The 24377-nt window shown below is 62.4% G+C and carries 22 protein-coding genes; 9 read left to right on the plus strand and 13 right to left on the minus strand.

Annotated elements, in window-relative coordinates:
* Positions 1-7: 7 nt before the first annotated feature.
* Entirely contained in the window at positions 8-2104 is a 2097-nt protein-coding gene (locus GJ699_RS17860; RefSeq protein ID WP_154378704.1) for a bifunctional rhamnulose-1-phosphate aldolase/short-chain dehydrogenase, read from the minus strand.
* A 268-nt stretch (positions 2105-2372) separates the two neighbouring features.
* Here GJ699_RS17860 and GJ699_RS17865 point away from each other — a divergent pair, with 268 nt between their 5' ends.
* The 3 genes from GJ699_RS17865 (at position 2373) to GJ699_RS17875 (ending at position 5978) form a co-directional block, all read left to right on the plus strand.
* The gene (locus tag GJ699_RS17865; protein ID WP_154378706.1) at positions 2373-3242 is read left to right on the plus strand and encodes a DeoR/GlpR family DNA-binding transcription regulator; all 870 of its coding nucleotides are present in this window, start codon (positions 2373-2375) and stop codon (positions 3240-3242) included.
* The gene (gene rhaS / locus GJ699_RS17870) at positions 3239-4246 is read left to right on the plus strand and encodes a rhamnose ABC transporter substrate-binding protein (RefSeq protein WP_195763577.1); all 1008 of its coding nucleotides are present in this window, start codon (positions 3239-3241) and stop codon (positions 4244-4246) included. Before GJ699_RS17865 ends, rhaS begins: the two co-directional genes overlap by 4 nt.
* A 61-nt stretch (positions 4247-4307) precedes the next feature.
* A complete protein-coding gene (locus GJ699_RS17875) occupies positions 4308-5978 on the plus strand; it encodes an FAD-dependent oxidoreductase (protein WP_154378708.1) in 1671 nt (556 codons plus the stop codon).
* Here the strand turns inward: GJ699_RS17875 and GJ699_RS17880 are convergent.
* The 8 genes from GJ699_RS17880 to GJ699_RS17915 all read right to left on the minus strand — a co-directional run bounded on the left by GJ699_RS17880 (position 5965) and on the right by GJ699_RS17915 (position 12670).
* Positions 5965-6252, minus strand: a complete 288-nt coding sequence (locus GJ699_RS17880) for an RNA-binding protein (protein ID WP_154378710.1) — start codon at positions 6250-6252, stop codon at positions 5965-5967. The two genes, GJ699_RS17875 and GJ699_RS17880, sit on opposite strands and share 14 nt — an antisense overlap.
* A gap of 12 nt (positions 6253-6264) precedes the next feature.
* Positions 6265-7041: an enoyl-ACP reductase FabI gene (gene fabI, locus GJ699_RS17885; RefSeq protein WP_154378712.1), complete on the minus strand. Its 777-nt coding sequence runs from the start codon at positions 7039-7041 to the stop codon at positions 6265-6267.
* Positions 7038-8231, minus strand: coding sequence for an acetate/propionate family kinase (locus GJ699_RS17890; RefSeq protein WP_154378714.1), 1194 nt, complete (start codon positions 8229-8231; stop codon positions 7038-7040). The genes fabI and GJ699_RS17890 overlap by 4 nt, the downstream gene beginning before the upstream one ends.
* Positions 8232-8235: 4 nt before the next feature.
* Complete coding sequence (locus tag GJ699_RS17895; RefSeq protein WP_154378716.1) at positions 8236-9177, minus strand: phosphate acetyltransferase; 942 nt, start codon at positions 9175-9177, stop codon at positions 8236-8238.
* 51 nt (positions 9178-9228) lie between these two features.
* Complete coding sequence (locus GJ699_RS17900) at positions 9229-9411, minus strand: hypothetical protein (protein ID WP_154378718.1); 183 nt, start codon at positions 9409-9411, stop codon at positions 9229-9231.
* Entirely contained in the window at positions 9408-10577 is a 1170-nt protein-coding gene (locus tag GJ699_RS17905) for a PepSY-associated TM helix domain-containing protein (protein ID WP_154378720.1), read from the minus strand. Before GJ699_RS17905 ends, GJ699_RS17900 begins: the two co-directional genes overlap by 4 nt.
* 75 nt (positions 10578-10652) lie before the next feature.
* The gene (locus tag GJ699_RS17910) at positions 10653-12017 is read right to left on the minus strand and encodes an ATP-binding protein (RefSeq protein WP_154378722.1); all 1365 of its coding nucleotides are present in this window, start codon (positions 12015-12017) and stop codon (positions 10653-10655) included.
* Positions 12014-12670 (minus strand): response regulator transcription factor, encoded by a 657-nt coding sequence (locus GJ699_RS17915; RefSeq protein ID WP_154378724.1) that lies wholly within the window; start codon positions 12668-12670, stop codon positions 12014-12016. Before GJ699_RS17915 ends, GJ699_RS17910 begins: the two co-directional genes overlap by 4 nt.
* A 167-nt stretch (positions 12671-12837) precedes the next feature.
* Between GJ699_RS17915 and GJ699_RS17920 the strand changes: the two genes are divergently transcribed.
* From GJ699_RS17920 to GJ699_RS17930, 3 genes are read left to right on the plus strand one after another with little or no spacing between them, the layout of a single operon-like run.
* Complete coding sequence (locus GJ699_RS17920) at positions 12838-15555, plus strand: TonB-dependent receptor (RefSeq protein ID WP_154378726.1); 2718 nt, start codon at positions 12838-12840, stop codon at positions 15553-15555.
* Entirely contained in the window at positions 15542-16663 is a 1122-nt protein-coding gene (locus GJ699_RS17925; protein WP_154378728.1) for a DUF5009 domain-containing protein, read from the plus strand. Before GJ699_RS17920 ends, GJ699_RS17925 begins: the two co-directional genes overlap by 14 nt.
* A 5-nt stretch (positions 16664-16668) precedes the next feature.
* Positions 16669-17730, plus strand: a complete 1062-nt coding sequence (locus GJ699_RS17930; RefSeq protein WP_154378730.1) for an acyltransferase family protein — start codon at positions 16669-16671, stop codon at positions 17728-17730.
* Between the two features lie 65 nt (positions 17731-17795).
* Here the strand turns inward: GJ699_RS17930 and GJ699_RS17935 are convergent, their stop codons facing one another.
* The gene (locus GJ699_RS17935) at positions 17796-18464 is read right to left on the minus strand and encodes a hypothetical protein (protein ID WP_154378732.1); all 669 of its coding nucleotides are present in this window, start codon (positions 18462-18464) and stop codon (positions 17796-17798) included.
* Between the two features lie 136 nt (positions 18465-18600).
* Here GJ699_RS17935 and GJ699_RS17940 point away from each other — a divergent pair, with 136 nt between their 5' ends.
* Positions 18601-18936: a hypothetical protein gene (locus tag GJ699_RS17940; RefSeq protein WP_154378734.1), complete on the plus strand. Its 336-nt coding sequence runs from the start codon at positions 18601-18603 to the stop codon at positions 18934-18936.
* Between the two features lie 15 nt (positions 18937-18951).
* On the opposite strand, the gene GJ699_RS17945 is transcribed toward GJ699_RS17940, so the two are convergent.
* On the minus strand, positions 18952-20178 hold the full coding sequence (locus GJ699_RS17945) for a hypothetical protein (RefSeq protein WP_154378736.1): 1227 nt from the start codon (positions 20176-20178) through the stop codon (positions 18952-18954).
* Positions 20179-20289: 111 nt separating this feature from the next.
* Here GJ699_RS17945 and GJ699_RS17950 point away from each other — a divergent pair, with 111 nt between their 5' ends.
* Positions 20290-20778: a hypothetical protein gene (locus GJ699_RS17950; RefSeq protein ID WP_154378738.1), complete on the plus strand. Its 489-nt coding sequence runs from the start codon at positions 20290-20292 to the stop codon at positions 20776-20778.
* Here GJ699_RS17950 and fusA read toward each other — a convergent pair.
* Entirely contained in the window at positions 20775-22883 is a 2109-nt protein-coding gene (fusA, locus tag GJ699_RS17955) for an elongation factor G (RefSeq protein ID WP_154378740.1), read from the minus strand. The two genes, GJ699_RS17950 and fusA, sit on opposite strands and share 4 nt — an antisense overlap.
* A gap of 155 nt (positions 22884-23038) precedes the next feature.
* Here fusA and GJ699_RS17960 point away from each other — a divergent pair, with 155 nt between their 5' ends.
* On the plus strand, positions 23039-24163 hold the full coding sequence (locus GJ699_RS17960) for a phospholipase A (RefSeq protein ID WP_229262159.1): 1125 nt from the start codon (positions 23039-23041) through the stop codon (positions 24161-24163).
* Here GJ699_RS17960 and GJ699_RS17965 read toward each other — a convergent pair.
* Positions 24160-24357 carry a hypothetical protein gene (locus GJ699_RS17965; RefSeq protein ID WP_154378742.1) on the minus strand — a complete coding sequence of 66 codons (198 nt, stop codon included), beginning with the start codon at positions 24355-24357 and terminating at the stop codon, positions 24160-24162. The two genes, GJ699_RS17960 and GJ699_RS17965, sit on opposite strands and share 4 nt — an antisense overlap.
* Positions 24358-24377: the final 20 nt, after the last annotated feature.

The following is a 24377-nucleotide window of genomic DNA, read 5'->3' on the forward strand; positions in this document are numbered from 1 at the left end:
ATTGCTCTTATCGCGTGAATGCGCCCGCGTTGCCGGCGTCCACGTTGAGGATATTACCAGTGCTCTTGGCGGATTTGTCACTCGCCAGGAAGTACACCGCTTCCGCGATATCCTCCGGTAGCACGCTCAGTTTCAACATGCTGCGGTCGCGGTAGAAGGCTTCGACGTCGTCGGTGCCGATCTTGTTCGACTGCGCGCGTTCTTCCTTCCACTTGCCGTCCCAGATGCGCGAACCGCGTATCACCGCGTCCGGATTGACGACGTTGACGCGAATGCGGTGCGGTGCGCCTTCCAGCGCGATGCAGCGCGCCAGATGGATCTCAGCCGCCTTGGCGGTGCAGTAGGCCGACGCGCCGGCCGACGCCACCAATCCGTTTTTGCTGGCCACAAACACCATGCTGCCGCCCAGCTTCTGCTGCTTCATCATGCGGAAGGCGGCGCGGCTGGCCAGGAAGTAGCCCTTGACCAGGATGTCCTGATTGCGGTCCCACACCTCCAGCGAAGTATCCTCCAACGGCGACGACGACGCGATACCCGCGTTTGAAACCAGCAGATCCACCCCGCCGAAACGTAGCGCGGAGGCGCTCAACACCTGCTCCACCTGCTCCTCGCTAGTGATGTTGGCCACCACGCTGCCGACATTGTCCTTGCCGCCGACCTTGGCCAGATCCTTGTGCGCCTGCTCCAGCGCCTCGGCATCGATATCGGTCAACAGCACGCAAGCACCTTCCTGCAGCAGCTGTTTGGCCACCGCCTGGCCGATGCCGCCGGCGCCGCCGGTCACCAGCGCGATGCGGCCGGCCAGGCTTTTCGGCTTGGGCATGCGCTGCAGTTTGGCTTCTTCCAGCAACCAGTATTCGATGTCGAAGGCTTCCTGTTCCGGCAGGCCGACGTAGCTGTCGACACCATTCGCGCCACGCATCACGTTAATCGCGTTGACATAAAACTCACCGGCGATACGCGCCGTCGCTTTGTCCTTGGCGAACGACAGCATGCCGACACCGGGAATCAGATAGATGATCGGATTAGCATCGCGCACCGCCGGGCTGTTAGCGTGCTTGCAGCGTTCATAGTAGGCCACGTAGTCGGCGCGGTACTGCGCCAGCGCGTCATCGAGGCCGGCCACCACCGCATCCACATTGGGCTGGCGCGGATCGAAGTCGATCACGAAGGGACGAATTTTGGTGCGCAGGAAGTGATCCGGGCAGGACGTGCCCAGCGCCGCCAACGGCTTCAAATCGGCGCTGCAGACAAATTCCAGCACCGCCGCGCTATCATCGAAGTGACCCAGCTTGTACTCGTCGCGGCTGATTTTCCCGCGCAGCAGCGGCATCAGTTTCGCCGCCAGCGCGCTGCGCTCTTCCTGCGGCAGCGGCGCCACCGCCTGGCCGCCGAATACCGGCTGCTGCACGTTCGCGGCCAGCCATTCTTCGGCGCGCTTGATGATGGCCAGCGTGGTTTCGTAGCAGGACTTGGCAGTGTCACCCCAGGTAAACAGGCCATGGCCTTCGAGGATGATGCCCTTCAGTTGCGGCTGCGATTGCGACAGCGCTTCCAGCTTCAGGCCCAGGTCATAACCGGGACGCTGCCACGGCAGCCAACCCAGTTCACCCTCGAAGATCTTCTGCGTCAGCGCAGCGCTGCTGGCGCAAGCAGCAATCGCGATCACCGCATCCGGATGCATGTGATCGACGTGCTTGCGCGCGATGTAGGCATGCAGCGGCGTGTCGATACTGGCCGCACGCGGATTCAGATTGAAGGTGCAGTGTGGCAGATACGCCACCATTTCATCTTCATTCGCCAGTCCGCGATAACGCCCTTTGAGCGCCTGCAGCTTGTCCATGTACAGCGTGGAGAAGCCATCCAGCTTGATGCTGCCAAGGTCACCGCCGGAGCCCTTCACCCACAACACCTCCACCTGCTGGCCGCTGAGCGGATCTTCCATCATCACTTTGGCCGAGGTGTTCCCGCCGCCGAAATTGGTGATGCGCAGATCGGAGCCCAGCAGATTGGAACGGTACAGCAGCAGTTCCGGTTCGCTCATTTTGGCGGCGGCGGCATCGTCCCATAACGAGGTAATCGGGGCTGGCGCGGGTAGGTTCATTGCGGGTCTCCATGGTTGGCGTTTGATTCCAGCCAGTAGAAATCAGCGGCAGATGAGTGTCAATGCGGAAGCAATCAACTTGGTGACCAACAGAAGAAATAATCATATCGATGATCGGTTAATGAAAGCGATCATTTCTTTTTATCGAAACAGTCAATTCCTTGATCGAAGTGTGATTGACGTCGCGAGATTAAACGTTTAGCCTAGATATTAACAAACAGACACGCCGCAGTAAACGACGGTAGTAGTCACAATAAAGGAGACTGAAATGATCAATCACAAGCGCCGCAAACGCCTGCTGAAGCTTCTTGCAGAACACCAGACCGCCAGTGTGCCCCAATTGGTTGATTGGCTTAACGCCAGTCCGGCCACCGTACGACGCGACATCAGCTGGCTGGCCGCGCGCAGCCTGCTCACGCGCACGCGTGGTGGCGCCGCCAATCTTGAGCAGAAAAAGCGCGGCTTCACGCTCACCAGCGAGACCTTCCAGAACAACATCCAATGCCGCGCCGAGCACAAACGCGCGATCGCGCGCTACGCGGCCGGCATGTGCACCGAGGGTGAGACCATCATCATCAACGGCGGCACCACCACCTTCATGATGGCCGAATTCCTGGTCGATCAGCACCTGAAGATCCTGACCAATTCCTTCCTGATGGCCGAGCGTTTGCTGGTCTCCAGCGAGAACGAAATCATCGTCCCGGGCGGTAAGGTATACCGCGAGCAGAACGTGATCCTCAGTCCCTTCGATAACGACATCACCCAGCACCACTACGCCGCCAAGATGTTCATGAGCGTCTACGGCCTGTCGCTGCTTGGCCTGATGGAAGCCGACCCGTTGCTGATCCAGGCCGAGAAGCGTTTGATCTCGCAGGCGGAAGAGCTGATCGTGTTGGCCGACAGCTCCAAGTTCGCCAAGAAGGCGGGCCTGATCCTGTGCGGTCTGAATCGCGTATCGACCGTCATCACCGATACCGATGCCTCCGATTCGGCGGTGCAGCTGCTGGAGCAGTCCGGCGTGCGCGTGGTCACGGTGGAGCCGGAGGCGATGCCGAAGCAGATCCACACGCCATCCACCTACTCCGCGCCTTACGGCTTTGATACGGCCAGCATGTACCATCCGGAGGCCGCACATTGAAGCTCAAGTCGATCGTATTGGCGGCCGTTGCCGCCGGTCTGCTCACGGCGATCGCGGGCTGCAAGGAGAAAGCGCCTGAACACATCCGCATCGCGATGGTGGTGAAAAATCTGGGCAATGGATTCTTCGACGCCGCCCACACCGGCGCGCTGGACGCGGCCAAGGAACTGAAGGATGTCGAAATCATCTACACCGGTCCCACCACGCCGAGTGCCGAAGGCCAGATCGAAATCATCAACTCGCTGATCAGCCAGAAGGTCGACGCCATCGTCATCTCGGCCAACGATCCGAATGCGCTGGTGCCGATCACGAAAAAGGCCATGGCGCGCGGCATCAAGGTGGTGTCGTTCGACAGCGGCCTGGCGCAGGAAGGCCGTTTGATGCAGCTGAATCCCTCCAACGCGGACTTGATCGGCTTGAAGCAGATCGAGATGGCGTCGGACGCCATTGGCGGTGAAGGCGACGTCGCCATTCTGTCGGCATCGGCGCAAGCCACCAACCAGAATATCTGGATTGGCGTGATGAAGAACGTGCTGCAAAAGCCGGAGTACAGCAAGATGAAGCTGGTGGCGGTGTCCTACGGCGATGACCAGTCGGACAAGAGCTACCGCGAAGCGATCGGCCTGCTGCGCAGCTACCCTCACCTGAAAGCGATCATCTCCCCGACCACGGTGGGCATCAACGCCGCCAGCAAGGCGGTGGTGGATGAGCACCTGGTGGGCAAGGTGTTTGTCACCGGTCTGGGGCTGCCGTCCGAAATGGCGGGCCACGTCAAAAGTGGCGCGGTGCGCGAGTTCGCGATCTGGAATCCGATCGATCTCGGTTACGCGGCCACTTACGCGGCGTATGACTTCGTGAAGAACAAACCGAACGCGCACCCGGGCGGCAGCGTCTCGGCCGGCCGCATGGGCGACATCGCCATCGATGCCAAAGGCGAAGGTGCGATGGCGCCGCCGTTCACCTACAACAAGGCGAACGTCGACAAGTTTTCCAAGATCTTCTGATCCGCAGACGTCTCTCTTAAGCATCTGGCACAAGGGAGAAAAAGCGCGCTAGACTATGGCCATGGCCATCTACGACACCTTCAAAACCCGCACCGCCCAGGCGCTGCCGACGCTGACCGCGACCGAAATCCGCCGCATCCAGCGTTTTGGCAACGTGGTTTGCTATCGCGATGGCGAACGCCTGTTCGACGCGGGTCTCAGTACTTTCGGCATGCTGGTGGTGCTGAAAGGGAGCCTGCGCATCAGCCGTCATGATGGACTGGGTAATACCTCGGTCATCACTGAACACCACGCGGGCGAATTTGCCGGCGAAATCAGCCAGTTGTCCGGCGCGCCCACGCTGGTGAATGGCGATGCCGTGGGCGATCTTGAAGTGCTGACGCTGACCACCGAGGCGCTGCGCGCGCTGCTGGTGGCGGATGCGGAACTGGGCGAACGCATCGTCCGCGCCTTCATCCTGCGTCGCGTCGAGCAGATCGATAACAAGGAAGGTGGCTTGGTATTGGTGGCGCCACCGGGCCATGCGCGCCTGCATGCGCTGCAGGGCTGGTTGACCAGCAACGGCCTGCCGCACCGCGTGCTCGATCCAGACAGCGACCAGCAGGCGCGCGCGCTGACCGAACGCTATCAACCCGAGGCCCACGACTGGCCGCTGGCGGTCTGTCCCAACGGTGACGTTAAAAAGAATCCCTCCTCAGTGGAGCTGGGGCGCTGCCTTGGCACCTTACCGGAACTAATCCCGGACCATATCTGGGATGTGATCGTGGTCGGCGCCGGTCCGGCCGGACTGGCAACGGCGGTGTATGCGGCATCGGAAGGCTTGTCGGTGCTGGTGCTGGAAACCCGCGCCTACGGCGGCCAGGCCGCTGCCAGCGCGCGCATTGAAAACTATCTCGGCTTCCCGACCGGCATATCGGGCGGTGCGCTGGCCGGTCGCGCCTTTGTGCAGTCGCAAAAATTCGGCGTCAAGATGGCGATCCCGGCGCCCGCCGGCCGCCTGCTGTGCGACACCTATCCGCTGCAGGTGGAAATGTGCGGCAGCCTGACGCTCCTGCAAGGCCGCACCGTGGTACTGTCCTGCGGCGCGCGCTATCGCCGCCCTTCGCTGGCCAATCTGCGTCAGTTTGAAGGCAAAGGCCTGTACTACTGGGCCTCGCCGCTGGAGGCCGGGCTGTGTGCCAGCGAAGAAGTGATCCTGGTCGGTGGCGGCAACTCGGCTGGCCAGGCGGCGGTCTACCTGTCCGGCCATGCGGCCAAAGTACACATCCTGATCCGCAAGGACAGCCTGGCGTCCACCATGTCCAGCTATCTGATCGAGCGCATCGCGGCCACGCCCAACATCGAGCTACACGTGGAGTCTGAAATCGTGGCGCTGGAAGGCTGCGACGAGGAAGGCTTGCAGCAAGTGCGCGTGCGCGATAACCGTAGTGGCCTGGAGACGGATTACGATATCTGCCGCGTGTTCCTGTTTATCGGCGCCGACCCGAACACTGGCTGGCTGAGCGAATGCGGTGTAGAGGTTGATGATAAAGGCTTCATCCTGACCGGCTTTGACGTGCCGGGAGCAGCCAGCACCAGCCGCGCAGCGCTGGAAACCAGCGTGCCGGGCGTGTTTGCCATCGGTGACGTGCGCGCCAATTCGACCAAGCGCGTGGCGGCCGCAGTGGGCGAAGGCGCCGCCGTGGTGTCGCAGATCCACGGCTTCCTGGCCAACGCCGCTAGAGAATGTTGATGTGCTGGTGCGGTTCCAGGTCGTGGAACACGTCTTCCTGATGCAGCGGGATATACAGATGAATCGCTTTCCCGCGATGGAACACGCCGCGTAGCTGATTACACACCTGCCAGACCCGCTCGTAGGAATCCGCCACTTCGATCAGCGCCCAGGGATTGTCGCTGATGCCGTCGCGGATCATGGTGACGTGCTTGACGTGGAAAAAGCGCGCCAGCCCCTCCGACACGCTGTCCTCGCACGCGTCGCCGTGCAGTCCGGATAAGATCACTTGCATCGATAGCTCCTTTCAGGCGACGATATTCAAACCGCCATCCACGTAGACAGTGCTGCCGGTCAGTCGCTTCGCATACGGCGAGGCCAGATAGGCACAGGTATTGCCGACGTCTTCGATGTCCACCAATTCCCCCAAGGGTGAACGCGCGATCGCCTCGGCCAGCAAATGGTCGAAGTCCTTCAGGCCAGAAGCGGCGCGGGTTTGCAGTGGGCCGGGCGAAATAGCATGCACGCGGATGTCGCGCGGTCCCAGTTCATACGCCAGATAGCGGCAGGTCGCTTCCAGCGCCGCCTTCACAGGTCCCATCACGTTGTAGTTGGGGACCACCTTGTCGGCACCGTGATAACTCATCGCGAACATGCTGCCGCCTTCGGTCATCAGTGGCACGGCCAGTTTCGCCATCCTTACAAACGAATGGCACGAGACGTCCATCGCCTGCAGGAAGCCGTCCAGCGAACAATCGAGCAAGCCGCCTTGCAGGTCGGCCTTGGGTGCGAACGCGATCGAATGGACCAGAATATCCAGCTTGCCCTGCTGCGCCAGCGCGGCGAACACCGCTTCCAGCTGACCGGGCTGCGACACGTCCAGCGGCAGCAGTTGGGCGCCGATTTGTTCCGCCAATGGCGCCACGTGCGGCAGCGCTTTCTCGTTCAGATACGTCAGCACCACTTCGGCGCCCAGCTTGCGGAACGCCAGCGCGCAGCCCCAGGCGATCGAGTGTTCATTGGCCACGCCGACCACCAGCGCGCGCTTGCCGGTCAAAATGGGATAGACGGTATCTGTACTCATGCTGCCTCCACCAGATCAAGTGCATGCTGCGCGATCATCAATTCTTCGTTAGCGGGAATGACCCAGACCGCGACCTTGCTGTCTGCTTTGCTGATGCGGGCGATGCCTTGCGGTTTGGCCGCGTTCCGCTGCTCGTCCAGTTGCACTCCCAGCCAGGCGGCGTCGCGGCAGACGGCGGCGCGCAACGCCACGCTGTTCTCGCCTATGCCACCGGAGAACACCAGTGCGTCGACACCACCCAGCGCGGCGGCCAGCGAGCCCATTTCGCGGCCGATGCGATAGATCATCAGATCGATTGCCTGCCGGGCGCGCGGATCATCACTCTGTTCGAGCGTGCGCATGTCGGACGAAATGCCGGACACGCCCAGCAATCCGGACTGCTGGTACATCAGCTTCTGCACCGCCGCCACGTCCATACCCAGCTCCTGCATCAGATACAGCACCACGCCGGGGTCGAGCGCGCCACAGCGGGTTCCCATCGGCAGGCCGTCGACGGCGGTAAAGCCCATGGTGCTGGCGACGCTGCGGCCCGCATCGATGGCGCACATGCTGGCGCCATTGCCCAGATGCGCCGCGATCACGCGCGCGTGGGCCAGGCCGGCGTCGGCCTTGGGCAGTACACTGGCGATATACTCGTAAGACAGGCCATGGAAACCGTACCGGCGCACGCCCATTGCAGTGATCTCGGCGGGCAGCGCGAACGCCTGTGCCTCGGCCGGCTGGCCGACGTGGAACGCGGTGTCGAAGCAGCCGATTTGCGGCACATGCGGCGCCATCGCCAGCACCGAGCGCACCGGCGCCAGATTGTGCGGCAGGTGCAGCGGCGCCAGCGGAATCAGTTTTTCCAGGTCGGCCAGCACGGCCGCATTGAGCCGCACCGGGCCGCTGTAAGCGACGCCGCCGTGCACGATGCGATGGCCGACCGCCACCACGCGGTGCCCGTCCAAATGGCTTTGCGCGAAATCGACCAGGAAGCGCATGCCTTGCTCGTGAGTCAGAGCGCTATCCGGCCATTCGTTCGCGCCCACCACAGCGCCCTGCGCGTCCTGCGCGATGAAACGGGCGACACCGCTGTACAGGTTTTCGATTTTGCCGCGCATGGTGAGGTCCAGCGCGGCGCCGCTATACATCGAGAACTTGATGCTGGACGAGCCGGCGTTGATGACGATGATGCTATCGTTGGCCAACATGGCATCAGCCTCCGAGAATACGCGCACCAGACAGTTTGCTATGCGCCACCAGCACAGCCACCGCACACGACGCCAAGCGTGCCTGTACAGTATCCGCACGGCTGGTCAGGATCACCGGTACACGCGCGCCCAGCACAATCCCGGCCGCGCTGGCGCCGGCCATGAAGGTCAGACTCTTGGCCAGCATATTGCCGGCTTCCAGATCCGGCGCCACCAGTATATTGGCACGTCCGGCCACCAGCGATACCAGATGCTTGATGGCCGCCGCTTCCGGGCTGATGGCATTGTCCATTGCCAGCGGGCCGTCCAGCAGCGCGCCGGTGATCTGGCCGCGATCAGCCATTTTGCACAGCGCGGCGGCGTCAATGGTGGACGGCATTTTGGCGCTGACGGTTTCCACCGCCGCCAGGATCGCCACCTTGACCGGATCGAAGCGCAGCACATGCGCCAGGTCGATGGCGTTCTGCACGATGTCGACCTTGTCGCTGAGCGTGGGGATGATGTTGACGGCGGCGTCGGTGATAATCAGCGGTTCGTCGCGACCCGGCACGTCCATCACAAAGCAGTGACTGAGACGGCGCGCGGTGCGCAGGCCGGTGGCGGTGGCCACCACGGCGCCCATCAATTCATCGGTGTGCAGGCTGCCCTTCATCAGCACCGAGGCGCGGCCTTCGTGTATCAGCTGTACCGCGCGCGCCGCCGAGGCGTGACTGTGTTCGGTATCGACCAGCGGCAACGCGCCGATGTCCAACCCCGCTGCCTCGGCCTCCTGGCGGATGCGCTCGACCGGGCCAACCAGAATGGGTTGGATCAAACCCATGCGGGCCGCATCGAGCGCGCCTTCCAGCGCACTGCGGTCACAGGGATGGGCGACGGCGACGGTAACCGGCCCTGCATGCCGCGCTGCAGCGATCAGTCTATCGTAATGCGGATGCGGTCTTTCCATGCGAGCTCCTTAGTAAGCGGCACGGGAATGATAGCAACAAATGCTAATAAATCAATCGTTTTTTGTGCGACGCCGCAAGCCAAACCAGCAGCACAGCGCCACCGGTATGCCCAGCGCGACGGCCGAGATATGATCCCACACGCCGTCACCAACCAGCGCCGAAATCAGACCGACCAAGGTGAGGACCGCCAGCGCGATCGGTGCGCCCCACATGCGCATGAAAGGGCTGTTCATCGCGCATCTCCTTCGGTTGCCAGGGCCGGCTCCGCGCCCTGCTCTTCGCTGCGCGCGACATTGCGCGCAGCCGCCGGCGCCGGCGCACCACGCTTCAGCCACAGATACAAGCCGCTACCCAGCACAAAGATGGTGATGACATCCAGCGCCGCCCACAGGAACTGCATCCACGCGCCGCCGTAGTCGCCAAAGTGCAGTGGCTGCGAAATCAGCAGGCCGGTAAGATACCAAGGCAGTTCGCGGCGATCAGTGATCTCGGTGGTTTGCGCGTCGATCAGCACCGGCTTGTACAGGCGCGAAGTCAGCGCCTCGTCGCCGCGCATGAAGATGCCGTAGTGATGCGGGCTGCTGAACGGCGTGCCGGGGAAGGCGACAAAGCCGATCTTCATGCCCGGTTCCGCCGCCACCGCATGCTCCAGCGATTTCTGCATCGAGCCCAGTTGGGTCGGCGCCGGCATGCCTTTGTACGGCGCGATCATCTCGGCCATTTCGGTGACCTGCCAGTACTTCAACATCAGATCGGCCCAGGTGTTGATCATGCCGGTGGCGCCCACCACCAAGGCCCAGGTCAGTGTGACGATGCCCAGCATATTGTGCAGGTCCAGCCATTTGACGCGTGGACCGCGCTGGCGCCGCACCTCGCCAAACTCCAGCTTGCGCATGAACGGCGCGTACAGCACCACGCCGGAAATGATGGCGATCACCAGCAGCAGGCCCATAAAGCCGAGGAACAGCTTGCCCCACAAGCCGGCGTACAGGTCGACGTGCAGGTGGAACATCACACCCAGGAAGGTGCCTTCGAAACTGGGTTCGCCCAGCACCTTGGCGCTGCGCGCGTCCACCGCGATCGACTTGAAGGATTCGTCGGTGGGATTGTCGCCCAACGTCAGATACCAGATATTCGGCTCGTCCGCCTCCTGCGACAAATACATGGCGATCTTGTTCGGATACAGCGCCTTGCCGGCGGCGATCACGTCATCCATGCTGGCCTTGGGCGTGCCGGCCACCATCTCGGGCGCCTCAATGGCGTTGCCCAACAGGTGATCGATTTCATGGTGATAAATCAGCGGCAGGCCGGTCAGGCAAAGCAGCAGCATGAATACGGTGCAGACCAAACTGCTCCATTTATGTATCCACGCCCAGCGGCGGACGGCGATCGGTGTCATTTTGCTATCCCAGTACAGTCAAACAGACTGCAATGATAATGCAAATTAGTCGCATTCAGCACAATATCCGCGTGTTCAGCCACGCTGAAACACCACTTCAACCCGCAGTCCGGGGCCATCGGCGCGGTTGGCCAGCTGAATGGCGGCCTGGTTGTAAGCCGCCGCCCGCTCCGCGATGGCCAATCCCAGCCCACTGCCCGGCTGGTCCTGCCCCGGCAGGCGGAAGAAGCGCTCGAAGACCTTGCGCTGCATCGCCGGCGCGATCCCCGGACCCTGGTCCACAACCGACAGCACCACCCGCTCGGCCGACGCCGCGATCGCCACCGTCACACGGCCCGCCGATGGCGAGTATTTAACCGCGTTGCTGACCAGGTTATCGAGCAGCGACGCCATGCTTTCCAGATGCAGCGGCAGCACGCAGTGCTCCGGCGCCTGCAATTCGATCTCGATGCCGCGCATGGCCGCCAGTTGCCCGGCCAGCGCCAGGCGGTCCGCCACCAGTTCCACCAGATCCAGCGGCAGCAGGCTGGCTTGATCTCGGTCGCTACCCGAACGGGCCAACGCCAGCAACTGATGCACCGTATGGGTGGCGCGCGCCACGCCGGTGCGCAATCCACGGCCCGCCTCCTCTAGCCGCTCCGGCGTGCGTGCCTGCTCCAGGCTTTCGGCATTGATCTGGATGACGGAGAGCGGCGTTTTCAGTTCATGCGCGGCGTCCACCAGGAATTCCTGCTCGCGCTCCAGCCGCTCCTTGAGCCGCTCCATCAGCCGGTTGACCGCCGCCACCAGTGGCGATAATTCCTGATACGGCGACGGCGCCAGCGAACTCAAATTGGTACCGGAACGCTGCTCGATCTCGCCGACGATGCTGCGCAAAGGACGCAAGCCGGCGCGGATGATGAACCACGCCGGCAGCAGCAGGAACGGAATGCTGAACAGCAGCGGCGACAGATAGTAGCCGACGCTGGACACCTGCAGCAGCCACTCGCCTATCACCTCGGTTGTCATGCGCACCGTGACCCCGGTCGCTGGATCGCTCTCCACCGCCACCACCCAGCCATCGCGCAGCGGCTGGCGATACGGGCCGGCGGCGGCATCGGTGGGTGGCAGCCCCGCGTCCGGCGACTGATACAGCAACCGTCCATCGCGCCACACCTGCGTCTGCAGCGCCGGGGTGTACCAGCCCAGCTCTTTGTACAGCGCGTAATGCAGCTGCTCCATCTGACGCACCACCGGCTGTATCTGCTCCGGCTGACGCCCTTCCATGGTCTGCATCACCACCAGAATCCGCAGCACACTGGCGCGCAGTTCGCGCTGCATGTCGCGCCGCTTGGCGGTGCGCGTTTCGTAGACGTCCAGCGCCAGATTGGCCAGCCACACCAGCGCCATCACCGACACGAAGCCCAGCAGCAGCCGGCGGAACAGCGAGCGGTGCGTCATTTGTCGACCACGTAACCGACGCCGCGCACGGTGCGGATATAGCCTTCACCGATTTTCTGGCGCAGATGCGACATGTGCACGTCCAGCGCCGCGCCCTCGCTGTGCGGCAGTGCGCGCGCCTCCAGCTCGCGCCGGGTCAGCACCCGCTCCGGATAACGCATCAGCGCATGCAGCAGCGCGAATTCAGTTTTCGACAGCACCACATTGGCGCCGCCGCGCGTTAGCAGCATGCGTTTTTCGTCCAGCACCAGATCCTTCACCTTCCACACCGGTTCACCGTTTTCGCTCCAGCCGGTGACGCGCCGCATCACCGCGCGCAGCCGCGCCAGCAGCTCGCTGACGGCAAACGGTTTAACCAGATAATCGTCGGCGCCGCGATCCAGTCCATTGAGCCGGTCCTCCAGGCTCTCGCGCGCGGTGATCACCAGCACCGGTAGCCGATGGCCGGCGGCGCGCAGCTCGCGCAGCAGGTCCATGCCGTTACCATCGGGCAGACCGAGATCCAGCAGCGCGGCATCGAATGGCTCGCTATCCAGCCAGCGGCGTGCATCGCTGGCGCGGCGCACCCAGACCACCTCCTGCCCCGCATCCTGCAGCGACGACTGGAGCGCCCGGCCCAGTTCCAGATCATCTTCGACCAGGCATATCTTCATCTATGCGTACCTCGTGTTCTCATGGCCGATATCTACGCACTTTATTGCAACCAAGTCAATCGCCTGCGCGCCACAGTCTTAGGCAAACATTAAGGTTTCTTTTCGATTTAGTTAAGGAAGGCTGGCCAGAATCGACTAATAAATCCACCACCAGACGAGGGAGAGCAATGGAACGCATGAGAACCGCACCGACGCCGATTGCATCGGCTGTCTTGATGATGTTGGCCTGTAGCGCAGGCCAGTCCTGGGCGCAGGAGGCCGACAAGCCGATGGAGCAAGTGGTGGTGTCCGGCATTCGCGCCTCGCTGGAGCAGGCGCTGACCCGCAAGCGCAACAGCGATACCCTGGCCGAAGTGGTGTCGGCCGAGGACATCGGCAAACTGCCGGACAAGAACGTGGCCGATGCGGTACAGCGGGTGCCGGGTGTGAACATCTCATCCTCCGCCGGCGGTGAAGGTGGCTTTGCCGAAAATGACCGGGTCAGCATACGCGGCACCAGCTCCAGTCTGACGCAAACGCTGGTAAACGGCCATGCCATCGGCACCGGCGACTGGTTTGTGCTGGACCAGGCCGGGGCGGTCGGACGCAGTGTGAGCTACGCGCTGCTGCCTTCGGAAATCGTCAGCGCCGTCACGGTACAGAAAAGCCAGCAGGCGGACATGGTCGAAGGCGGCGTGGCCGGCTCGGTCAACATTGAAACTCGCAAGCCGCTGGACTTCAAAAAGCAGTTCACCGCCGAAGCCACGGTACAAGCCATCTACGCCGACCTGCCGCGCAAGACCGATCCGCAAATGAACGCGCTGTTCGCGTGGAAGAACGACGCCAAGACCTTCGGCGTCCTGCTGCAGCTGTTTTCCGAGAAGCGCCACGAGCGGCGCGACGGCCAGGAATTCTACGGCTACGCCCCGATCGACGCGGAAAGCAACGCGGCCAAGGCCCATCCCGAGCTGGCCGGCGTGCTGGCGCCGGCCGGCATCAGCGCCTCGCTGTTTGAGCAGGAGCGCAAGCGTACCGGCGGCGCCATTGATTTGCAATTCAAGCCATCGCGCGATTTCAGCTTCGATATCAACGGCTTTAGTTCCTCGCTGGACGCAGCCAACTACAACCGCAGCTTCTACAACAACATCGCCGGCAATCTGAACGCGACCGATCCTGTCACCGGTGCCTCGGTCGGCGTGGTGCCATCGTCGTATGTGATCAAAAGCGGCACCCTGGTGTCGGCCACGATTCCGGCGTCGCAGTACCCGGCGGTCAGCGCCACCCAGCCGTATAACCCGTCGTTGTACGCCGCCTTCGGTGACCAGATCTACCGCCCCGGCTCCTCGTCCTCTTCGGCCTATATCGACCTCGATGGCAGCTACCGCGTCAACGAGAACTTGCGCATCACCGGCAGCGCAGGCTATACGCGCGGTACCGGCAAGACGCCGGCGGACATCGGCTACGAGGCCGGACTGACCGGGGTCGGCTCCAGCTACACGCTGAACGGCATGTCGCCGGCGCTGATGTCCTTCCCTGGCGCGGACACCTCCAGCTTCACCGGCTATGTGACGGCTTCCGCCTGGGGCTCGCATGTGGTCACGCTGGACACGGAAAAATACGCCCAACTGGATGGTGAGTTGCGACTGGACCGTGGCGTCATGGAGTCGGCCAAATTCGGCGTGCGCTACGCGGAGCATCACCGCAATGTGAGTCAGCCGGAGAACCGCAGCTGCGCCGTGTGCGACGGCACCACCTCCGCACCGCTGCCGCAATGGAGCGGCGCCACCTATCCGTCCAACTTCGGCAGCGGCATCAGCACCGGCGCCGGCTTCCTGCGCAACGTGTGGCAGATCGATCCGGCCGCAATCGCCGCCTGGGCGGCGCAATACGACCTGACCGGCGGCGCGACTACCCGCAACTGGGCCGGCGAGCTGGATGTGCGCGAAAAAGTCAGCGCGGCCTACGGCATGCTGAATCTGGCGGGCGACGGCTGGCGCGGCAATGTCGGCGTGCGGCTGGTGCATACCAACCAGGCCACCATCACCAATATTCCCGGTGGCGACAATCCGATCGGCCAGGACAACGTCAACGGCGAGTACACGCCGACGCTGAACCAGCGTAGCTACAACGACGTACTCCCCAGCGCGAACTTCAAGTTCGATCTGTCGCCAACGCTGGTGGGCCGGGTCGCTGTGGCCAAGACCATGGCGCGCGCCGACTACAGCGCCATGGTCGGCGCGGTTACGCTGAACGATACCAATCTGACCGGCAGCAGCGGCAATCCGAATCTGAAACCGGTGCGCTCGCTCAATTACGACGCCGCGCTGGAATGGTATTTCGCACCGAAGTCGCTGCTGTCGGCGGGTGTGTTTTACATGGACATGTCGTCCTACGTCACGTACGGCACGGCCAACCTCACCTACTACAACAATTCCTTCAAGCGCTTCGACAGCTACACGATTTCGTCGCCGACCAATATCGGCGCCACCAACCGGGGCGTGGAACTGGCGTGGCAGCAGCACATCTGGGGCGGCTTTGGCGCGCTGGCCAACTACACCTACACCGATGGCAAGGCGGACGACGGGCTGGCGGTGGTGGGCAATTCCAAAACCACCTACAATGCCGAGGCATATTACGAGGACGACAAACTGAGCGCGCGGTTGGCCTACACCTACCGTTCGGCCTTCTCCGGCGGCCTGTATAACAGCTTCCCGCAGGTGATGGCCGGCACCGGCAATCTGGCCGCATCGCTCAATTACAAGATCAACGAGAACCTGTCGATTACCTTCGATGCGCTGAACCTCAACAACGCCGTGCTGCGCTACTACGGCATGAACAAGGACCAGCCTATCGCTTCGTACTCCAACGGTCGTCAATACTATCTGGGGCTGCGTGGAAAACTCTAAACCTGAGCGTATCCTGGCAATCGATGCCTTCCGCGGCATCACCATCCTGGTCATGATCTTCGTGAACACGCTGGCCGGCGTGCGTGGCATGCCGGCCTGGCTCGATCACGCCCCGGCCGATGCGGACGCGATGACCTTCCCGGACGTGGTCTTCCCGGCCTTCCTGTTCATTGTCGGCATGTCGATGCCATTTGCGATGGCGCAGCGGGAAGCGGCCGGCGATCATGGTTGGCGGCTGTGGCGCCATGTGCTGGCCCGTACCGCAGGGCTGCTGGTGCTCGGGGTCTTCATGGTCAATGCCGAGGAAGGCTATAACGAGGCGGCGATGGGATTCTCCATCCATCTGTGGTCGCTGCTGTTCTACGGCTGCGCCCTGCTGGTGTGGGCGGTGTACCGCTTCCGGCGCCCGGGCGTGGCATGGGTGCTGCGCGCGCTGGGCCTGGCTGGGCTGGTGGCGCTGGCGCTGCAGTTCCGGGGCGGCCCGGACGGCAGCACGCGTCTGGCGCCGCAGTGGTGGGGCATACTGGGACTGATCGGCTGGGCGTACCTGTACAGCGCCATTGCATGGCGCCTCACACGCAGCCACCAGCTTGCGATCACTTTACTCATCCTTGCCGGTACGGCCGCATCACGCTACGAAGACGCCACCCATACAGTGATCGCACTGTGCGGGATGTTGACCGCACAGATCTTCTTCGCCGGTCACCAGCGCCAGCGATTTGCCCGCGCCTTGCTGCTGGCGGCGGGACTGGCGGTGCTGGCCTGGTTGCTACGGCCCGTATTCGGCATCTCCAAGATCCATGCCACGCCCAGCTGGGCGCTGTATAGTGCCGCCATCTGTGTGCTGTTGTTCGCCGCCCTGTACTGGATCGTGGACCTGAAGCGCTGGAGCGGATGGACCGTCTGCTTGCGTCCCGCCGCCGCCAACCCGCTGCTGGTCTACATCATCCCGTACATCGTCTACGCCGCCATGCAGCTGCTGCACCAGTCGTTTCCCGCCGTGCTGGGAGCCGGCTGGCCAGGCTTGCTGTGGGCGATGACCTATGCGGTGATCATCGTGGCGATGGCGGTGCCGCTCAATCGTCTGCACATCAAACTACAACTCTGAACACTATGCGCATCACCTCTATCGACGCCGTGCGTGGCCTGACTGTGGCAGCCATGCTGCTGGTGAACGACGCCGGCGACTGGTCTCACGTCTATCCCTGGCTGGAGCACGCGGAATGGCACGGCTGCACGCCCGCCGATCTGATTTTCCCGGTGTTTATGCTGATCGTCGGCGTCTCGCTCCAGCTTGCGCTGAGCCGTCAATTTGAAACGGCGACACCGCCCCAGGCCATGGCGCGCGCAGTCCTGCTGCGCGGTGCGCGCATTCTGCTGCTGGGGATTGCGCTCAACGCCGCCGCCGCGCTACTGCTGCATGACCGCGAGATGCGCCTGCCCGGCGTATTGCAAAGGATAGGCATCTGCTTTGCCGCCGGTGGCCTGATAGCGATCTGCCTGCGCAGCGCGCGCCTTCAATGGGCGCTGTTGGCAGCCATCCTGCTCGGTTATTGGGCGCTACTGCTTAATACAGGAGGGCTGGAGCCCGGCGCCAATCTGGCCGACCGCATCGATACCGCGCTGCTGGGACATTTCGCCTACCAATACAACCCGACCACCGGCCTGGCCCACGATCCCGAAGGTGTACTGGGCACGCTGCCGGCGCTGGGCACGGTGCTGCTGGGATTACGTGCGGGCGATTGGCTACGCGGCCGCCGGATTGGCATACTGGCTATCGCGGGAATCGCGGCGATGCTGATTGGCGCCACCTGGTCGCTGCTACTCCCATTGAACAAGCAGTTGTGGACCTCGTCGTTTGTGCTGTGGAGCGGCGGATTCGGCATGTTGCTGATCGCCCTGGCCGCGTATTTGATCGACGCGCGAGGCTGGCCGCCGCTGGGCCGCGCGATGGGTGTCAACGCCATCACCGCCTATGCTGGCTCCTGGCTGGCGACCTGCCTGCTATCGGCCGGCGGCGTACTAGGTCCGCTGTACGAACATGTGTTCCGCGTCCCCCTGGCGCCGCTGTTCGGACCGGAATTCGCATCAATGGCGTTCGCCGCCGCCTTCACCGCCGTGTTCTGGCTGGCGATGGCCTATGCCTGGCGACGCGGCTGGCGCATCACAATCTAGAAGAGGGTCGGCCGGGATTACGAATTTTTTCGCAGAAGATGCAGCAGGGTCTTGGGGAGCGCGAATTAGCCACGCATACGTGCTGGCGCCGGATCCTCTTCGCCCTGCTGCGCTGGCGGGACTGTTGGCGCAGCGGAGCTGCGGCGGCTAAAGCTTTGCTTCAAACGGCCCAGCAAACCCGCCACACTGGCCAGGCCCAGCAGCGACAGCAAGCCATTGATCAATGTGACTCCTTCCGTGGCAGCTTTGATGAGCCTGATAGATTTCTGCCACAGCGTCTGCGGCGCCGCCTCCACCGCAATGCTCTCATGCACGCTTGGGAATGCATCTTGGTCGACGCCACGGTCGATGCTGGCTTGCAGCACCAGCTTGAGTGCGGCGCTGCCGCTGGCATGCTTGGGTGTCACGGACCAGTCCCAGCGGGCCATGCCTTCGTTGATCAGGGATTTGCCGGCTGGCCCTGAGGGAATAATAATGAAGTCGGCTTCGTTGCCGCTTAAGGTCGCAGTCATATGCTGTCCCACATACACCTGGTCGCGGCCACGCACTTGCTCTCCCCCAGCCGCAGGGTCTTTTGCTCCAGGCTTCACCTCGATTTTGATATTGTCGCTGTCCATCTGCAAGGCTTCGGCCAGCTTTGCCTTCAACTGATCCGCAGGCATGTTCAAGGCGATCCATAAATCCACGCGTGAGGCGACGCCCTCTGTCATTTTGGCTGGAATATGAAACGCCATGCTGCCGTTGGGCGAGACTTCGCCAGCCGCTGGCGGTTGAGCAGGAAGAGACGCTGGCGGCGGGTTGGGCACTTTCCTTCCGTCATGGCTCGCGCGCGGCGGAGGGCGTGAACCTGTCACTAGTACTGGGTTGATAATGGGCGTCGCCACGATGCGCGGCGGCGCTGACGGATCTGGCGCAGCCAACGGCGTCGGTTGTGGCGACGGTTCGCTAGCAACGGGAGCGGGTGCTGGCGCGAGCGACGCAAGTTCGGACGAGCCGCTGATTTGCGTGGCGCAGGACGACAGCAAACACATTGCGGCAACGAGAGCGAATGATCTGAAAATAGCCAGTTTCACGACATCCTCCGGTAAAGCATGTCATTTTGCGCTTTTAATCAGTTATATTTCCTCTCGAATTGTCACTTTTACACGAAATTACGAAGCGCTGTCCAATCCGTCCCCCTTAGCTGCGCGGCGCTTGCTTGCCTGAAATATACGCGAAATTCTAGAAGCGCCAGCGCAGAGACACCGTCAGGCTGCGATCCGTCTGCTGCGGCGACGTGGCGATCAGGCTGCGCGCGGCACGATCGCTGCGCACCCAAAGCGCCTCCGTCATCAGCGACAGGCTGTCGGACAACGCCAAGTCATACGCCAGCGCCAAGCCGTCGCCGTCCTCGTTATTCGGGTCCGATGGCAGGATGTCGTGCTCGCGGGTCAGGAAACGATCGTAACGAACCGCCGCCGTACCGCTACCCAGCGGGTGACTGGCTAGCACATACCAGGACTGAAAGGTGACGGCCACCGCATTCGGTCCCATCAAGGTATCGCCACGCATCGCCTGCGCCAGCAACTCCCACTCTCCGCGCGGACGCCATACCGCGCTGACATGGTTGAAACGGGTGCGCCAACTGTACTGCCAGTCCTTCACCACCATGGGGTCGCCGAGATTGTCGTAATGCAGTGCGGCCAGCTCCAGCACGGAGCCGAAATTCAGATTGGCACCGGCATAGTAGCCCAGCCGGCCGTCGATTTCGCGGTATGGATGGATGTCGCGCCACTGACGCGGGATGGCTCCGGTGCGCCGGTACACCGGCAGGTCAGCCAGCTTCACAGTATCGTTAAGGCCACCAATACGGTCACTGATCGACCAGCCGCGCCACGCCAGCAGTGTGCCGGTAGGGTCGTTGCCGGTAAAAACAGCGGCCAATACACCGACGTCGTAAGGCGCATCACTGTAGCGGCCCAGCCGGCGGGCGCTCCACTCCAACCCCTTGGTGCGCACCTCTTCGCCTATCCAGCTGTTGATGGCGGAACTGGAAATGGTGTGCCTGGGGACCCAGCCCACGCTGTCGTAATCGATTTCGACGCTGGTGGGCGGAAAAAAGAAACCGGCCTTGACGCGGGTTTTCCACGCGCCCGACGGCAGTGGATTCCAACTCAGGAAAGCCTCGCGCACATCGACCACGCCGCGATGCTGCTGATCGGCGCTCAGCTCCAGGCTGGCGGAGAAGCTGTCGCTAATATCCGCATCGCCACGCAGCACGGCCTGGCCTATGCTCAGCAGCGGCGAGCCGCTGTCGTAGCGCAGCTTGCCCAGGCCGCTGTCGAGGAAACTGCGATCGCTGTCCGCATCGACCGCGCGCACATCGACCAGACCACGCCATTCGGCGCCCTGAGCGATGTCGACGACCAGCGCCAGCAATATGCACGAGGAATATCGGAGTAGTTGCATTCCGACATCATACGTCAGTTTTGACGGGGCATCGCATGCCGCTGCGCATGCCCATGATTCGCTATAATCCAACGTCCTTAACCGAACCCTGAACCAGGAAAGAAGCTTCAGATGATGAAACATGTGCGTATTGCCGGGCTGGTTGTGCTGGCTTGCCTGTCCGGCGCGGCGGCGGCCGATACTTTCGAGACCATCGAATCGGCGCCGGCGCAGGAACTGTGGCTCAATGGTGGTTTTTACACCTGGCACTTCCAGCGCGACAAAGACCTGAATGGCGCCAACGGCGGCCTGGGCGCCGAATATCGCTTCTCGACCGTGGCCTCGGTCACCGCCGGCCGCTTCTATAACAGCGACCGCGCCTATTCCAATTATGTCGGCGTCTACTACCAGCCCTGGAAAGTCGGTCCGGTGCGCATCGGCGCGGTGGTGGGCGGCTTCGACGGCTACCCAAAAATGCGAAATGGCGGCTGGTTCCCCGCCGCCATCCCTACCCTCAGCTATGAATACCAGCGTGTGGGCGTCAACGTCGCCATCATCCCGACCTACAAGGACCGGCTGTATGGCGGCATCTCCATACAGCTCAAGCTCAAGGCATTTTAAGCACGGCCCTTGGTCACGGCGATCTGATCCAGGATGTGTTTCGGCACTTCGGCATAGTGCTTGAACTCCATGGTGTAGGTCGCCCGGCCCTGGGTCAACGAACGCAGCGTGGTCGAGTAGCCGAACATCTCGGCCAGCGGCACCAGGGCGCGGATGATCTTGCCGCCACCGCCAGGAATTTCATCCATGCCCTGCACCATGCCGCGCCGCGACGTCAAGTCGCCCATGGCATTGCCCATGAACTCTTCCGGCGTCTCCACCTCCACCGTCATCATCGGCTCCAGCAGCACCGGGCCGGCGCGCTTCATGCCGTCCTTGAACGCCATCGAACCAGCCATGCGGAACGCATTCTCGTTCGAGTCGACGTCGTGGTAGGAACCAAAGGTCAGCGTGGCGCGCACGTCAACCACCGGATAACCGGCCAACACGCCCTGCTTCAGCGTCTCCTGAATACCCTTGTCGACCGCCGGGATGAACTCGCGCGGCACCACGCCGCCTTTGATGGCGTCGACAAACTCATAACCCTTGCCGGGTTCCAGCGGTTCCACCGTCAGCACCACGTGACCGTACTGACCGCGCCCGCCGGACTGCTTGACGAACTTGCCCTCGACATCGCTGGCGGTCTTGGTGATGGTTTCGCGGTAGGCCACCTGCGGCTTGCCCACGGTCGCCTCGACGCTGAATTCGCGCTTCATGCGATCCACCAGAATCTCCAGATGCAGTTCGCCCATGCCGGACATGATGGTCTGGCCCGATTCCTCGTCGGTGTGTACGCGGAACGATGGATCTTCCTGCGCCAGCCGGTTCAGGGCGATGCCCATCTTTTCCTGGTCAGCCTTGGTTTTCGGCTCCACCGCCTGCGAAATCACCGGCTCGGGGAAGATCATCTTTTCCAGCACGATCACGTGATCCGGTGAGCTCAACGTATCGCCGGTGGTCACGCCTTTCAGGCCGACCGCCGCCGCGATATCACCCGCGTACACCTCTTTGATCTCCTTGCGCTCGTTGGCATGCATCTGCAGGATGCGCCCCAGCCGCTCCTTCTGCGACTTGGTCGGGTTGTACACCGTATCACCCGAATTCACCACGCCGGAATAGACGCGGAAGAAAGTCAGCTGGCCGACAAACGGGTCGGTCATGATCTTGAACGCCAGCGCCGAGAATGGATCGCTGTCGGTCGGATGGCGTTCGATCGGCTGGTCGTCTTCGTCGGTACCGGCGATCGCCGGCACATCCACCGGCGACGGCAGATATTCGATCACCGCATCCAGCATCGCCTGCACGCCGCGATTCTTGAAGGCGCTACCGGCCAGCATCGGCACGATCTCGTTGCGGATGGTGCGCTGGCGCAGGCCGGACTTGATCTCGTCCTCGCTCAGCGTGCCGCCTTCCAGATATTTTTCCAGCAGCTCGGGTGAACCTTCGGCGGCGGCTTCCACCATTTTCTCGCGCCATTCCTGGGACACCGCCAGCAGATGCTCCGGGATATCCTCATAGGTGAACTTGACGCCCAGCGTCTCGTCGTCCCAGTTAATCGCGCGCATCTTGACCAGATCGATCACGCCATGGAAGTTATCCTCGGCGCCCAGCGGCACCTGAATCGGCACCGCCACGCCTTTCAGGCGATTGGCGATCTGCTCGCGCACGCGGAAGAAGTCCGCCCCAACGCGGTCCATCTTGTTGATGAAAGCGATGCGCGGCACATGGTATTTGTTCGCCTGGCGCCACACGGTTTCCGACTGCGGCTGCACGCCGCCGACCGCGTCGTACACCATTACCGCGCCGTCCAGCACCCGCATCGAGCGCTCGACTTCAATCGTGAAGTCGACGTGGCCCGGGGTGTCGATGATATTGATGCGGTGCTCAGGGAAATTGCCGGCCATGCCTTTCCAGAAGGCCGTGGTCGCCGCCGAGGTGATGGTGATGCCGCGTTCCTGTTCCTGTTCCATCCAGTCCATGGTGGCGGCACCGTTATGTACCTCACCAATTTTATGGTTAACTCCGGTATAAAACAGGATGCGTTCCGTGGTCGTGGTTTTACCAGCGTCAATGTGGGCGCTGATGCCGATATTGCGGTAACGCTCGATAGGGGTCTTGCGGGTCATCACGAATCTCCTTGAACAGACTGCCAGGAGCTCTCAAGTGCGGCACTGCCGGCCGAATTCAAGAGCGCGTTAGCGTGCGACGTGTTTAATGGCAATTAATGTAGTCTCTCGAATAATCCATCAGCTTAACTCTCAACCAGAAAATCTGCATGCCAATGCGAGCCAAAACTACCCTCATCCTCTCCTTCGGCATGGCGCCGGCTCTGGCTTTAGCCCAGGTATCCGACCTTGAACTGCGGCTGGAACGCTGCGCCGTGCTGGGCGACGCCAGTGCCCGGCTGGCTTGCTACGACGGCCTGGCCAAAACCGCCCCCGTGGTGCAGGCCGCCGGCGACAATGCCGTGGTGCCGCCAGCCGCCGACGTCACCGGCAATAAGGTCGCCACCGTCCCCGCTGCGGACGCGCCGCCACGCACCCAGCCCGCAGCGCCGCCGCCGGAACCCAAGGTGTCGCCCAAGGTCGCGGCGCTGACCACCATTCCGCCCGAAGACACGGTGTCGCGCATGGTGCAGGAATGGGAACTGGACCGCTCGTCCAAGCGTGGCGTGTTCAACTTCCGGCCGCATCGTGACAGCTATTTGCTACTGGCGAATTACAGCACCAGCTCCAATGATGCGCCTTTTGAGGAGTTTACGCCTGCCGGCATCAAATCCAAGCACGTCGAGCTGACTTACCAGATCAGTTTCAAGATGAAGCTGATCGAGCAGCTGTTAAGCTCGCCGGTCGACCTGTGGTTCGGCTACACCCAGAACAGCTTCTGGCAAGCCTACAACCGCGCCGCCTCCAGCCCGTTCCGCGAAACAAACTACCAGCCGGAGCTGATGCTGACCACGCCGCTGGCGCTGGACCTGGGTGTGCTGGACGTGCGTTACCTGACGCTGGCGCTGAATCACCAATCGAACGGCCAGACCTCCACGCTATCGCGCAGCTGGAACCGGATCTATGCGGAAGTGGGAGCGGAGAAAGGCAAGTTTGGTCTGCAGCTGCGCCTGTGGAAGCGGCTGGACAACGCCCGTTCGGATAACGACAACATCGACATCGTCGATTTTATGGGGCACGGCGACCTTACCGCCAACTATCGTTTCAACGGCAATGAGCTGTTTGTCGCGGCGCGCCGCAACTTCAAGACCGGTCACGGCGCCGTCAAGGCCGGCTGGGCCTTCCCGGTGGCGGCCAATCTGAAAGGCTATCTGCAAGCCTTCAGCGGTTATGGCCAGAGCCTGATCGACTATAACTACTCGCAAAAGTCGCTGGGCGCCGGCTTTATGGTCGATTTTTAACGCGGCGTCCCGCCCAAAATGCGCGCCGGCAGCATGACTATGGCGCGCAGCAGCTCAAACACGCCTTCGACGCCGATGCCGATCAGGCGGAACGGCAACAGCAGCAGCCACAGCAGCGGATACATCACCAGCGCCAGCAAAGCCAGCGGCCAGCACAGGAACAGCAACCCCAGCCACAAGATAAAACTCAGCATGACAAGCCCCCGATAGCGTT

The organism is Duganella guangzhouensis (genome assembly GCF_009674535.1).
Taxonomy (GTDB): Bacteria; Pseudomonadota; Gammaproteobacteria; order Burkholderiales; family Burkholderiaceae_D; genus Rugamonas; species Rugamonas guangzhouensis.

What these genes read in the sequence shown, in the direction of transcription:
- GJ699_RS17865 (WP_154378706.1), top strand. Translation starts at nt 2,373, where the DNA reads ATGATCAATCACAAGCGCCGCAAACGCCTGCTGAAGCTTCTTGCAGAA.
- GJ699_RS17950 (WP_154378738.1), top strand. Translation starts at nt 20,290, where the DNA reads ATGATGAAACATGTGCGTATTGCCGGGCTGGTTGTGCTGGCTTGCCTG.
- GJ699_RS17880 (WP_154378710.1), bottom strand. Translation starts at nt 6,252, where the DNA reads ATGCAAGTGATCTTATCCGGACTGCACGGCGACGCGTGCGAGGACAGC.
- GJ699_RS17875 (WP_154378708.1), top strand. Translation starts at nt 4,308, where the DNA reads ATGGCCATCTACGACACCTTCAAAACCCGCACCGCCCAGGCGCTGCCG.
- GJ699_RS17900 (WP_154378718.1), bottom strand. Translation starts at nt 9,411, where the DNA reads ATGAACAGCCCTTTCATGCGCATGTGGGGCGCACCGATCGCGCTGGCG.
- GJ699_RS17890 (WP_154378714.1), bottom strand. Translation starts at nt 8,231, where the DNA reads ATGTTGGCCAACGATAGCATCATCGTCATCAACGCCGGCTCGTCCAGC.
- GJ699_RS17940 (WP_154378734.1), top strand. Translation starts at nt 18,601, where the DNA reads ATGGGCGTCGCCACGATGCGCGGCGGCGCTGACGGATCTGGCGCAGCC.
- GJ699_RS17945 (WP_154378736.1), bottom strand. Translation starts at nt 20,178, where the DNA reads ATGCAACTACTCCGATATTCCTCGTGCATATTGCTGGCGCTGGTCGTC.
- fusA (WP_154378740.1), bottom strand. Translation starts at nt 22,883, where the DNA reads ATGACCCGCAAGACCCCTATCGAGCGTTACCGCAATATCGGCATCAGC.
- fabI (WP_154378712.1), bottom strand. Translation starts at nt 7,041, where the DNA reads ATGAGTACAGATACCGTCTATCCCATTTTGACCGGCAAGCGCGCGCTG.
- GJ699_RS17895 (WP_154378716.1), bottom strand. Translation starts at nt 9,177, where the DNA reads ATGGAAAGACCGCATCCGCATTACGATAGACTGATCGCTGCAGCGCGG.
- GJ699_RS17930 (WP_154378730.1), top strand. Translation starts at nt 16,669, where the DNA reads ATGCGCATCACCTCTATCGACGCCGTGCGTGGCCTGACTGTGGCAGCC.
- GJ699_RS17860 (WP_154378704.1), bottom strand. Translation starts at nt 2,104, where the DNA reads ATGAACCTACCCGCGCCAGCCCCGATTACCTCGTTATGGGACGATGCC.
- GJ699_RS17910 (WP_154378722.1), bottom strand. Translation starts at nt 12,017, where the DNA reads ATGACGCACCGCTCGCTGTTCCGCCGGCTGCTGCTGGGCTTCGTGTCG.
- GJ699_RS17905 (WP_154378720.1), bottom strand. Translation starts at nt 10,577, where the DNA reads ATGACACCGATCGCCGTCCGCCGCTGGGCGTGGATACATAAATGGAGC.
- GJ699_RS17960 (WP_229262159.1), top strand. Translation starts at nt 23,039, where the DNA reads ATGCGAGCCAAAACTACCCTCATCCTCTCCTTCGGCATGGCGCCGGCT.
- GJ699_RS17915 (WP_154378724.1), bottom strand. Translation starts at nt 12,670, where the DNA reads ATGAAGATATGCCTGGTCGAAGATGATCTGGAACTGGGCCGGGCGCTC.
- GJ699_RS17965 (WP_154378742.1), bottom strand. Translation starts at nt 24,357, where the DNA reads ATGCTGAGTTTTATCTTGTGGCTGGGGTTGCTGTTCCTGTGCTGGCCG.
- GJ699_RS17920 (WP_154378726.1), top strand. Translation starts at nt 12,838, where the DNA reads ATGGAACGCATGAGAACCGCACCGACGCCGATTGCATCGGCTGTCTTG.
- GJ699_RS17935 (WP_154378732.1), bottom strand. Translation starts at nt 18,464, where the DNA reads ATGGCGTTTCATATTCCAGCCAAAATGACAGAGGGCGTCGCCTCACGC.